Here is a 12,480-nt window from a genome sequence, read left to right as displayed (position 1 = left end):
GAATAGTAAAATTGGGTTTGGCGATTTGATTTTACTACTTCGCTATTTTTTTAAGCTAAAAGTGTCAACACACCCTAATATTTTTTATTAAAATTTAAGTAAGTTTTTACTCGGTTTATCTGGCTGTTTTAGCATAAATAAAAAACGCTTAAAACTACCTCCCATCATTTAAATAAAATCACTGAAGGTCTTTTTAAAAGGAATTTTAAAACCGGCCTTAACCTGTTCATGCCTGATTTACCCCATATCCAAGTTGTCAGCCTAAGCATTTTATGGGATAACTAGCAGGAAGAAAGCCGCTGTTTGAGTGATTACAATTAGGCCCGTAGGCCATGCTTCACTTTTTCAGACTGCATAGCATACTGACTTTGGGAGAACTGCTCAGGTGACCAAACAGTTTCTGACACATCGTTGTCTAATTGCACCGCCGCATGCGAATGATGATTTTTTTGCCCAGACGGTCATTTATCTCGCTCGTCATGATGAAGATGGTGCCCAAGGCATCATTATCAATCGACCTGCCGGCATTCAAATTAAAGAATTGCTGAATGATCTTGATATTGAAGCAGACAATGTCAATCCGCATGAAGTATTACAAGGCGGCCCTTTACGCCCTGAGGCCGGTTTTGTCTTGCATACTGGTCAGCCGACCTGGCATTCCTCCATCGCCGTAGGTGAAAATGTCTGCATTACCACTTCCAAAGATATTCTGGATGCCATTGCGCATAATGAAGGGGTCGGTCGCTATCAGATTGCCCTCGGTTATGCCAGTTGGGGCAAACACCAGCTGGAACAGGAAATTGCCCGTGGTGACTGGCTGATTTGTGATTCCGATATGGATCTGATTTTTAACCTCCCTTATAACGACCGTTGGGACGCTGCCTATAAAAAAATGGGTGTAGACCGCAACTGGTTATCTTCCGAGATTGGACATGCCTGATGTAAACGTGCCACAAACCATTATGGCGTTTGATTTTGGTACACAAAAAATGGGAATGTCAGTTGGACAATCCCTGATTGCAAGTGCCAATCCCCTGCCCTTATTTCCCATGAAAGATGGTATCCCCAACTGGGATGAACTGCTCAAAATCGTGAAAAGCCATCAACCGAATTTATTTCTGGTCGGTTTGCCATTGAACATGGATGATAGTGAATCCGAGCTGTCGACACGGGCGCGAAAATTTGCCCGCCGTTTACGTCATCAGACCAATATTGAAACCTGGATGGTGGATGAACGTCTGACCACCCGTGAAGCACGCGATGAGCTGGATCATTATCAGGCGCAAGGTCGCGGCAAGAAACTCTCTGCTGACAGTATTGCGGCTGCCTTGTTGATTGAAAGCTGGTATCGTCATCCTGCCGGGATCACGCCTTAATCTGTTTTGAAAATTTTTTAAAACAGCATCCTTCAGGGTGCTTTTTTATGCTCCAAAATGCTTCTTAAGGATAAAAATAACGAAAGGTCACGTTAATTCGTGGTGTCAAAACTTTGCTGGTTTTGCTAATACTGTGCTTCCAGTGTTGCTGTGTCGCGCCACGCATCACAATTAATTGCCCACTATGTAACAGCACATCGACTTTATCACTGCGAATTTTATGCTTAAAGCTCATTTTGCGGGTGGCTCCCAGACTCAGAGAAGCGATGACATTTTCCCGAGAAGTACCTGTATATAAAGCCGGCTCATCATCACTATGCCAACCCAAGCCTTGCGAACCATCTTCATACAAATTGGCCAGACAGGAATTAAAGGGATGACCGACCAGAATTTCAATATGTTGCTTTAAACGGAATAATCCGGGTGTCCATACCTGAGCTTGTTTAAGCGTACCAGAATAACGATACTGATAATGTTCATCGCCATACCAGACCACCTGGCGACCGGTGACATGGTGCTTGCCAAATAAATGCACTTCATCATATTGCCAGGCCAGCTGACTGAGAAAATGCTGTAGATACTGCTGGCTTTGTTCCTCATCCAAAATCAAGCCATAATCCTCCACTACCCCATCAAAAGGTAATACATTGGCTTGCGGCTGGGGTGCAAATAAATCGAGCGTCATATCAATCAGATCCAGTATCCACATGAAAATACTGACATTCGACCTAAAGGATTACAACTGCTCTTCACAAATGACTACAACATTTATGCTTGTGGCTGGCATGATTCCTGCCTAGACTGAATTCAACTTTCACAATAAAAATAATCCTTTTATGAACTTATGGCAGCTGTTTCAGAAACTTCGTCCCTTTGTTCAGCCTTACCGGTTGCTGGTGATTGCCACGCTGATTCTGACCCTGATTGGCTCATTCACAGCACAGGTCAATGCCATTACCTTGCAATATGCGGTCGACAGCATCAATTCGCTACTCGAAGCCGGTCAAGGATTGGAGCAAGGCTGGCATATTCTGATTACTATTTCGGCAATTTTGCTCGGCAAAGAAATTATTAATGCCTTTGTCCAGTTCGGGCAGAAGTTCTATGGAGAGAAACTGCGAATTTTTGTCTCTCAGGATCTGGCCCAAGGGATTATTGAAAAGTTTTTAAAATATCGTTTGGAATTTTTTAATCAGGAAAATAACCAGGCCGGTAAATTACAGACCCGGATTGACCGTGGCATTGGCTCACTGACCCGTCTGGTACAAATTTTCTTTATTGATATTTTACCGTTATTTACCAGTGCCATTGTGGCTTTGGGGCTAATGTACTATGCCAATGTCTATGTCGGTCTGGTCGCGACTGCCATTGTTCCGATCTATTTCTGGCTAACCTATAAACAGGCGCAAAAACTCGGGGGCTGGCGCCGCAGTCTTCGAGATGGCCGGGAAAAAAAGAGTCAGGGCATTCTCAGCATCATCAACTCGATTACGGTAATCAAATCCTTTAACCGCGAATCGATTGAATCGGAAAAGCAGTTGGGGTTACAGCGTGAACTGACCGACAATCAGATGAAAACCCGCCAAACCAGTTTCCTGTTTGATGGCCTGAAAACTTTTCTGGAACAGATCGGGATTGTACTGATCATTATTCTAACCTCCTACTTTGTGCTGGATGGCCAGATGAGTATCGGCATGATCATGTTTCATGTGCTGCTATTTAATAATGTCTCTGCCCCGATCCGATCCCTGCACCGGATTTATGATGAAGTGAATGATGCCATGATCTATTCAGAAAGCTTTTTCAAGATTCTGGAAGCCGATGATGAAATTGAACAAAGCGGTCAGCAGAAACCGATTGTCCAAGGCAAGTTTGAACTGAGTGGCGTGAATTTTTATTATCCAAATGGCCACCATGCCCTGAAAGATATTGATATGGAAATTCGCCCGAATAAAATTACCGCCTTGGTGGGCTTATCGGGTGCCGGAAAATCTACCCTGATCAGTCTGCTGGATAAATTTTATGAACCACAGCAAGGCCAGATCAAACTGGATGGCATTGACCTGAAAGATTATGACACCCAATATCTACGCGATCATATTGGTCTGGTCTTGCAAAAAAACCATATTTTTCAGGGCACCATCTTTGACAATATCCGCTACGGCAAAACTACTGCCTCAATGGAAGATGTAATTGAGGCGGCAGAAAAAGCCTCGATTCATGAGCAGATTTTACAGTTACCGGATGGCTATGATAGCGATGCCTTGATGCTGTCTGGCGGCCAGCAGCAACGGATTGCTTTGGCACGGATGTTCCTGAAAAATCCACCGATCATTTTTCTGGATGAACCGACGGCGAGTCTGGACGCAATTGCCACGGAACAGATCAAACAAAGTCTGGATCAGATCAAGCAAGGTCGTACCGTGATCATCATTTCGCATAGCCTGTCGCAGATTATTGATGCAGATTATACCTATGTAATGAAAGAAGGAACGATTGCCGAACATGGTGAACACGACCAGCTTTATCATCAGCAAGGCGTATATAAGGAAATCTTTGATGCGATGGCCAAAAGCCTGAATATTGAAAAAATTGCCAAAACTTTTGAAGAGGATGCTGAGGAAGAAACTCATAGTTAATATGGATTAATTATCTTTCTCTGAATCAAAAATTTGCTACACAAGAAAAGCGGTCTTTTAAGACCGCTCAATATTAAGATTCATCTTCCAGATTTAAAACTGCACAATCCATTCACCCCTGATATAACGATAATCATAATCCGGCCCATAGAAGGAAGCACTGCGATTATATCCGGCATTCATACGTAGAAACTGCGAGCCGCGAACAGGACTTTGCAAGTTCAGTTCAAATAACCGGGTGGTCTGACTTGAATCCTGATTAATTTTTTCACGTCCAAAACCAGCAGTTAAACCAGCTGACCAGCCGGAAAAACGCTGACGCCAACCTAAGGCCAGCATCGATTCTTGATAATCCTGAGGGTTAAAATATTCCCTGCCTACATCTTCTTCACTACTTTGGTAGGTGCGATATCGGGCCTGAAGCGTCAATCCCAAGTCCAGAGAAGGCTGATAGATCAGTCTGATACGACCATGATCACGGCGATTATCGTCTGAAAAAAATTGCGATCCTGCAACACCCACCACTGTGACATGCTCACCTAAACCCTGATCCAAGGCAGCACCAATAAAGGTAAAATTCGTTCCCTGCTCCAAAGCAGGCTGAGTTTCAACCCAATCCCGATTGGCAAAAACTTCTAATGCTGTTTTTTCTGCAAGTGGCGTACGATAACTACCATCAAAGGTGAATAATGTATGATCTCCTTGATCAACTATACCTGCCTCCAAAGCCCAGCCATTCGCTGTAGCAGAATCAATATTACGTCCAATCAATGAAATCTTTTGACCATCTCGACTCCAGTCATCAGCTTTATACTGATAAGCACTGCCACGTATACCTAGATAATCATCAGCATGTTCATATTGAGGCAAAAATTCCGCTGATAATTTACGGGTTTGAAAGCCTTCACTATCATCACTAAAGAAAAACTCTGTTCCAAGCGCACGTTCACTTTGGGCCAGGTTTTCTTCTAATCCCTTGGCCAGGCTGCTTGCATTCATACCTATAAGCAAAGGAACAACCGCATAGATGCCAATTTTGTTATTTTTCATTTTGTTCCCCATGTTTTTCGTGTTCTCAGTACTTCATCCAAATATCCTAAAATACTGGCAGGTTGCAATAAGAAACTATAGGCAAGAACATACAAGAAAAAACCACTGAAGTTTTTCCGTACCCTGAGCTCCAGACCATCAAACATTCTGCGTTCAATTGAATAATTTAATAGCCCCAGTAAGAATGCCATCGGTAATAAAGCTAGTGTCATAATACCCGCGATCCAGTAGTGTCCAAAACATGCCAGAATGAGTCCAGGTATAAAGCCAAAGGTAAAGGCAATATCCAACCAAGGGAAAAGAAGATTCCAGTAAATAAAAAACGTAGATAGTCTCGGCTTAATTAAAATAGTGGGATGCTGAATGAATGCCTCAATCATGCCACGTGCCCAACGCTGACGCTGTTTTACGAATATTTTCAGCGTCGTGGGTGCATTGGTAAATAGACAGGCATCCTCACAATGTCCAACACGATAGCCTGCATTCAATAATGCCCATGTCAGTACAATGTCTTCGCCCACACATTCAGGCCATCCACCCACTTCAATCAAGGCGTTTCGATCATAAATAGAGAAAGCACCTTGGGCCACTAAGGTTCCCTGATATAGAGACTGCATACGCTTGGTCGCTGCAATGCCGAGAAAATAGTCCCATTCCTGAGTTTTGGTTAATATGTTTTCACGAGAATTGCGTACCAGAATTTTACCCGCAACCGCACGTGTATTGGGTGGATCCGCTACATAGCGTTCCACAATATTGATTAAAGCAACACGATGTAAATAAGAATCTGCATCAACGGTAATCACTAAATCATGCTGAGTCAGCTTTAGTCCTTCATTTAAAGCATGCGCCTTCCCTGCATTTTGCTTTAAATCCAGCAAGGTCAGCCAGGGAAATCTCGATTCGGCTTTTCGGACAATACCAGCAGTGTCATCCTGAGAACCGTCATTAATAACAATAACCTGCAATCTTCCTGGATATTTTTGCACACTAATGCTGACTAAAGTATCTTCTATGGAAGCAGCTTCATTATAGGCAGCAATCAACATGGTAATGCCCGGATAAGACGCTAATCGCTGCCGCTTGGGTCTGCGATCCATCATCAAGCTGAAAGCCGCAAATGAATTCATAAAGCCTGGAATAATGGCAATGCCATAAATCAGGAAAACCGCTGCAAAATAACCAATATATCCGCTCAGATCATGCAGCCAGTTTTGGGAAATCCAAATTGAAAATGCGGTCCAGCAACAAGCCCCCAAGAGTGCGATAAAAAACTTTAACCGCACAGAAAAGTAAATTTGAGAAACTTCTCTTTTACTTTCATCAATCATCATAAATGTTCTCTTACATATGATATTTCACAAAACTTGTGCAGGCTTATCTGGTGTAAAATGGGATAGCTAAAAACGGTTGATGATCACTTTAGATACACATCGCCACATGTGTCCATCTGATAATTTCTCTGGAGAAAAACTCTATTTTGTCTAAAAAACCTGCATATTTTATAATTATATATACATTTTGTATATTTTTTGACAACTAAATCACATTTTTTGTAAATTTCATCGGTAAAAATTTTGATTATTTTAAAACCTGTTTTGCTTCCGACTTGATAAAAAACATTTAAATTAAAGCTAAAAAAAAGCCTGCAAATTGCAGGCTTTTTATTTTAATTTTTTAAGATTTAACGCTGAACTTTTTGTTCAATTTCTTCAACGCTGGTATGACGCACATCAAAACCTTTAACCATATAGATCACCTGTTCCGAAATATTCCGGGCATGATCGCCAATTCTTTCGAGTGAACGCAGCACCCACAATACATTGATGACACGACTGATATGCCGTGGATCTTCAATCATATAGGTCATAAGCGTACGTGTGGCTGACTGATATTCACGGTCAATATCCGCATCTGCCAACATGACTTTCAAAGCCTGATCTACATCCAGACGCGCAAAAGCATCCAGGGCATCATGAATCATCACCCGCACCTGATTACCAATATGCCGGGTTTCCATATAACCGCGCGGTGAGCTGCCCTCTTCACACAAGCTTTGTGCAATCCGGCCTATTTTTGAGGCTTCATCACCAATCCGCTCCAGATCGGTATTGGCCTTGGACATGGCAAGCACCATACGTAAATCAATCGCAGCAGGATGACGACGCGCCAGAATCAGGGTCAGCGCTTCATCGATATCTCGTTCCATCTGATTGACGACATTATCTTGAAACTGCACATCTACTGCCATTGAGACATTTGTGTCCAATAAGGCATGAATGGCATTGGCCACCTGCTGTTCTACCAGTCCGCCCATCGTCATGAATTTGGTATTTACGTCCTGCAATTCTTCATTAAATTGCGAAGAAATGTGATGACTTAATACAGGATTATTTGGACACAAGGAAAGCTACTCCTGAACGATAGAGGACAATGATCAATAATAAATCATATTAAAGCATATCTATGATGAAAGTTTGATGACAATAGCAGCCTCATAGAGACTGAGGCGAATCATATTCAATCAGCCAGGCATTCAGTTCTGCCAGTTCCTTTTCAGTCAACTGCCCGACCGAAGCCTGTAATTGCAACACATGTAGCAGATAATCATATTTGGCATTTAAATAATCGGTCTTGGCAGAAAAGGCATTACGCTGTGCCAGCAATACATCAACCATGGTTTTTAAGCCTTCCTGATATTGGGCTCTGGACGCTTGTGAGACAATTTCCGAAGAATCCATCGCAGCTTTACGTGCATTCAGTTTGGCCTGATCGGTTTCTACCTGCATAAAGGACTGTTTCACATCGGTATTGGCTTTACGGATGGCCGCATCCAATTGTGCTTCACTTTTTTGCACATTAACACCGGCCTGACGGATACTTTTTTGCGTGCGTCCACCGCTAAATACATTCCAGTTTACTTCCACCCCAATCTGGTCGAAATCCCCATTGCTGGACATGATCGTGGCCGGACTTTGTTTTAAATAGCCATAAGTTCCGACCGCTTCGACCTGCGGATAAAGCGCAGCCTGTTCGACCCGTTTGGCATCTTCAGAATAGCGCTTTTGCAGACGTGCTTGCAGAATATTCAGATTCTGGCTTTGTGCCAATTCGGTCCAGGACTGCATATCACTTGGAACCGGTTTCTGGAACTGGAAATCGTTGCGTAATACTGCAAGATTTTCCTGATAAGGTCCGATTAATTGTGCTAGCTGTTCTTGAGCTAAAATTAGCTGAACCTGGGTCGAAATCCGGTTGGCTTGGGCACTTTGATACTGGGCATTGGCTTCACTCACCTCACTACGCGCCACCAAACCTTCTTTCAGCTTAGCATTCATCATCCGTAACTGCTCAGACAGTGCCTGCTCTTCCTGCAAATAAGCCGTAGTCAAAGACTGCTGACGCAAGACATTAAAATAGGCTTCGGCCACCTGTAAAATATGCTGCTGTTTTTGCAGACGCAGATTGACTTCACTGAGTTCGACCGAGGTCTTGACCTGCTTATAACCTTGCCAGGCATCCCAGCGAAATAAGGGTTGGCGTGCAGTAACCGCCACCTGACGGGTTGTAGTACTTGCGGTAGTCAAACTGGCAAATTGTGGATCGGCCGGTGTATCGGTCGACTGGTTTTTACGGGTGACGTTTCCAGACAAAGTCACGGTCGGCAGCAAATTTCCGCTGGCAATCCCCAGATTGAGCTGATCAGATCGGTACTGCAACACATTCGCTTGCCAGTTCGGATCATTTTGCTGGGCGCGTGCATACGCTTCTTGTAAATCCAGGGCAAAAATCGCCGGACTAATTAATAGCAATAAACCGGCCATGACACTGAGTTTTAATTTCATTTTATAGTGTTAACCCCTAACAGCCATTCAGATCAAAAAATTCTGGCGCTTTAAGCTAAGCCATACTAAAGAGATCTCTTGAATTTTTACGTATGATTTTTATTAATTTTTTAATATAAAGATCAATTTTTATCCATCATTAATTCAATTTTCTGGCTCCCATACCGGCAATGTAACAAAGCAATTCACAATACTAAACATAGTATTTTAGTTTGATCTATACAATATCTCCCAGTAAGGCCGTTATTTTCTGAATTCACCCATATATACAGAGTCCTGAAGCATAGTGTTAATGCCATTCCCGTCGATATTCAAAGCCTGTTTGCTTGCTGGTAGCGTGCTGCTTCTTGGGGGCTGCCAACAGCCTTCAGATCCACAGATCCAGGTCGAACAGACTGAGGCGAAGCAAACGCAAAGTCCAGTCAGTGACTTTAGCCTCATGTGCCAGAATATTGAAAAAAATATGTCCCAGATTAATGACCAGCGCACGACGTTTGCGCTGGAGCAGATTAATCAGGATCTTAAATTGTGCCTGCCGTTGATGGACTTGGCGGAGCAGAAGCACCTGATGCAGCGCTCTACCGAAATGTATCAGCGCTTTTTAAAGGTGGATCGCACCGAGTTCCAGCAACGCGCCTTTGAGCAGTATGCACTGGAAATGGCCCAGCATCCGACCATTCAGCATGCGCATTTTCAACAGCTCACCTCACGTGACCAGTATCTGTTAAAACACAAGGGGCAGGCTTATGTAGAGCTGCTGGATCTGGGAGATGGCACTTTACATTATCGCCGCAGTCCGGAATATCTGGCGCGTATTTTTGCCCCTTATTTACCGGCCGCTGAAAAAGCCTTTATTGAAAATCTGGCGGAACAGAATATGGAACCGGTGCTGGTGGAAAAACGCCTGCAGATTGAAGCCGCTGATATTGCAGCCCGCAGTTTGCTTTGGGAGGATTACCTCAAGACTTATCCGAATAGCAGTTATAAACGCGATGCTGAATATCTGCTGAAGCAATATACCTATTTCCTGTTTAGAGGTACCGAGCAATCACCGGTGTCTGAAGATTATCGCGATCGTTATGCTGTCGATACCAGTCATCTGGAAACTATTATTGGGCTGTCGAGCGGCCAGAAATCCATGCTGTCCACACAGGCACGCCTGTTTCTGGAATTTCTGGACATGACTCCGGAACAGCGCCAGCAAGCCTTGCCTGCTGATTATAGAAACCGTTCGGAAGCAGAACAGATTCTGTACTATGCCCAGATCAGTCCGCCCTCACAAAAATACGATAAAGACTGTTTTACCGATGCCATCTGCATCTAGTTCATCAGTGATAGAGTCAGTTCATTTGACAAGGTCTGAATCACTCCTTGCTTAAAGTTGAGAGATTTAAACCTGTTTATTCTGCCTAAACTGAGCTAAGCTTTAGCCTCGCTTGACGGAGCGCGAGTAAATCCTCGCTGAGATCATGTGATTCCTTTTGTCGTTATCAGGAATTGAGCATGAGTACCGTTGAACCTGATCAGGTTAATACCTGCGTAGGAATCAAGCCAGCTAAAAACTCAACCCTTGCTTTATCTGTTCAGGATAAATCTGCCTACGTTTTTGGTCGTGCTTGATTCGTTGATGTCATTCATAAGGATCATAGCCATGAACCAGTTAACGAATCTTTCTTCTGAAACTTCTCTCTCCGCTCATGAACAGGAAGCCCGTGATCTAACACGGATTCTGCCCGCTTCACGTAAAGTCTATCTGCAAGGTTCCCGTCCTGATATTCAGGTACCCATGCGGGAAATTTCCTTAAGTGAAACCCCGACCAGTCTGGGTGGCGAACATAATCCACCTTTGATGGTCTATGACACTTCGGGTGTGTATACCGACCCCAACGTGACGATTGACCTGAACAAAGGTCTGCCGAATGTTCGTGAAAGCTGGATTGAACAGCGCAACGATAGCGAAATTCTGGATCAGCTCAGTTCTGAATTTGGCCGCCAGCGTTTACGCGACATCCGCACAGCCGCGATCCGTTTCGCACATATCCAAAAACCACGTAAAGCCAAACGTGGCTGCAACATTACCCAGATGCATTATGCCAAGCAAGGCATCATCACCCCGGAAATGGAATACATCGCCATTCGTGAAAACCTGCGCCAGCATGAAGGTGTCGATATGCGCCAACATCCGGGCCAGAATTTTGGTGCAAAAAACCTGACTGAAATTACGCCAGAATTTGTGCGTCAGGAAGTCGCCGCAGGACGCGCGATTATTCCGGCCAATATCAATCATCCGGAACTAGAACCGATGATCATCGGGCGTAATTTTTTGGTGAAAATCAATGCCAATATTGGTAATTCTGCACTCGGTTCAAGTATCGAAGAAGAAGTCTCGAAAATGACCTGGGCGACGCGCTGGGGTGCAGACACAATCATGGATCTTTCAACCGGCCAGAATATTCATGAAACCCGGGAATGGATTATCCGGAATTCTCCAGTGCCGATCGGAACCGTACCAATCTATCAGGCACTGGAAAAAGTCAATGGTGTGGCCGAAGACCTGAGCTGGGAGATCTTTAAAGACACCCTGATTGAACAAGCCGAACAAGGCGTGGACTATTTCACCATTCATGCCGGCGTGCTTTTAAGATATGTACCGCTGACGGCCAACCGTTTGACCGGTATCGTATCGCGTGGCGGTTCGATCATGGCGCAGTGGTGTCTGGCACATCATCAGGAAAACTTCCTGTATACCCATTTCGATGAAATCTGCGAGATCATGAAAGCTTATGACGTATCGTTCAGTCTCGGCGATGGCCTACGTCCGGGCTGTGTGCAGGATGCCAATGACGAAGCGCAATTTGCCGAACTTCGAACTTTGGGCGAACTGACCCACCGTGCCTGGGAGCATGATGTTCAGGTGATGATTGAAGGCCCGGGCCATGTCCCGATGCATATGATCAAGGAAAATATGGATCTGCAACTGGAAGTCTGTAAAGAAGCACCCTTTTATACCTTGGGGCCACTCACCACCGATATCGCACCGGGTTATGACCATATTACTTCGGCAATAGGAGCCGCGATGATTGGCTGGTACGGCACCGCAATGCTGTGTTATGTGACGCCGAAAGAGCATCTCGGTTTACCCAATAAAAAGGATGTCAAAGACGGCATTATTACCTACAAGATTGCCGCACATGCAGCCGATCTGGCCAAAGGTCATCCGGGTGCGCAAGCCCGGGATAATGCCCTGTCCAAGGCGCGTTTTGAGTTCCGCTGGGAAGACCAGTTTAACTTGAGTCTGGATCCGGACACGGCGCGCAGCATGCATGATGAAACCATGCCGAAAGCCGCGCATAAATCCGCGCACTTTTGTTCCATGTGCGGACCAAAGTTCTGTTCAATGAAGATTAGCCAGAATGTTCGTGATTATGCCAGTCAACAGGCCAATCCTGATCAGCCGGCAAGCTCTCAGGCCGAAATTGAAGCCGGCATGAATCAGATGAAAGCCAGCTTCCACAACTCTGGTCAAAATTTATACCACAAACTATAAAACTGTAAAAAAAACAGTTGTCT

At 44.4% G+C, this 12,480-nt stretch carries 10 protein-coding genes and 1 riboswitch; of the genes, 5 read left to right on the top strand and 5 right to left on the bottom strand.

All coding sequences use genetic code 11. The annotated features are described in order from the left end of the window. Positions 1-385: 385 nt before the first annotated feature. Both PV763_RS07580 and ruvX read left to right on the top strand, forming a co-directional pair. The gene (locus PV763_RS07580) at positions 386-940 is read left to right on the top strand and encodes a YqgE/AlgH family protein (RefSeq protein WP_004281085.1); all 555 of its coding nucleotides are present in this window, start codon (positions 386-388) and stop codon (positions 938-940) included. Then, entirely contained in the window at positions 933-1,376 is a 444-nt protein-coding gene (ruvX, locus tag PV763_RS07575) for a Holliday junction resolvase RuvX (RefSeq protein ID WP_148334353.1), read from the top strand. Before PV763_RS07580 ends, ruvX begins: the two co-directional genes overlap by 8 nt. 64 nt (positions 1,377-1,440) lie before the next feature. Here ruvX and PV763_RS07570 read toward each other — a convergent pair whose 3' ends face one another. Continuing rightward, positions 1,441-2,061, bottom strand: a complete 621-nt coding sequence (locus PV763_RS07570) for an alpha-ketoglutarate-dependent dioxygenase AlkB family protein (RefSeq protein ID WP_420937579.1) — start codon at positions 2,059-2,061, stop codon at positions 1,441-1,443. A gap of 151 nt (positions 2,062-2,212) precedes the next feature. On the opposite strand from PV763_RS07570, the gene PV763_RS07565 reads away from it, so the two are divergent. Continuing rightward, positions 2,213-4,015 (top strand): ABC transporter ATP-binding protein, encoded by a 1,803-nt coding sequence (locus tag PV763_RS07565; protein WP_420937576.1) that lies wholly within the window; start codon positions 2,213-2,215, stop codon positions 4,013-4,015. 93 nt (positions 4,016-4,108) lie between these two features. Here PV763_RS07565 and PV763_RS07560 read toward each other — a convergent pair whose 3' ends face one another. From PV763_RS07560 to PV763_RS07545, 4 genes are all read right to left on the bottom strand, one after another. Continuing rightward, entirely contained in the window at positions 4,109-5,065 is a 957-nt protein-coding gene (locus PV763_RS07560) for a hypothetical protein (protein ID WP_005108469.1), read from the bottom strand. Next, complete coding sequence (locus PV763_RS07555; protein WP_420937575.1) at positions 5,062-6,399, bottom strand: glycosyltransferase; 1,338 nt, start codon at positions 6,397-6,399, stop codon at positions 5,062-5,064. The genes PV763_RS07560 and PV763_RS07555 overlap by 4 nt, the downstream gene beginning before the upstream one ends. 350 nt (positions 6,400-6,749) lie before the next feature. Further along, complete coding sequence (gene phoU, locus PV763_RS07550) at positions 6,750-7,469, bottom strand: phosphate signaling complex protein PhoU (RefSeq protein WP_148334355.1); 720 nt, start codon at positions 7,467-7,469, stop codon at positions 6,750-6,752. 91 nt (positions 7,470-7,560) lie between these two features. Next, complete coding sequence (locus PV763_RS07545) at positions 7,561-8,910, bottom strand: TolC family outer membrane protein (protein ID WP_420937574.1); 1,350 nt, start codon at positions 8,908-8,910, stop codon at positions 7,561-7,563. A 292-nt stretch (positions 8,911-9,202) separates the two neighbouring features. On the opposite strand from PV763_RS07545, the gene PV763_RS07540 reads away from it, so the two are divergent. Together PV763_RS07540 and thiC are read left to right on the top strand one after the other, a co-directional pair. Further along, positions 9,203-10,234 (top strand): hypothetical protein, encoded by a 1,032-nt coding sequence (locus PV763_RS07540; RefSeq protein ID WP_420937573.1) that lies wholly within the window; start codon positions 9,203-9,205, stop codon positions 10,232-10,234. 106 nt (positions 10,235-10,340) lie between these two features. Continuing rightward, a riboswitch (TPP riboswitch) is annotated at positions 10,341-10,473 on the top strand. 88 nt (positions 10,474-10,561) lie between these two features. Continuing rightward, positions 10,562-12,457, top strand: coding sequence for a phosphomethylpyrimidine synthase ThiC (thiC, locus tag PV763_RS07535; protein ID WP_420937572.1), 1,896 nt, complete (start codon positions 10,562-10,564; stop codon positions 12,455-12,457). Positions 12,458-12,480: the final 23 nt, after the last annotated feature.

Source organism: Acinetobacter sp. AS5 (assembly GCF_048957595.1).
Taxonomy (GTDB): domain Bacteria; phylum Pseudomonadota; class Gammaproteobacteria; order Pseudomonadales; family Moraxellaceae; genus Acinetobacter.
This window is presented reverse-complemented; position numbering and strand designations above follow the sequence as displayed.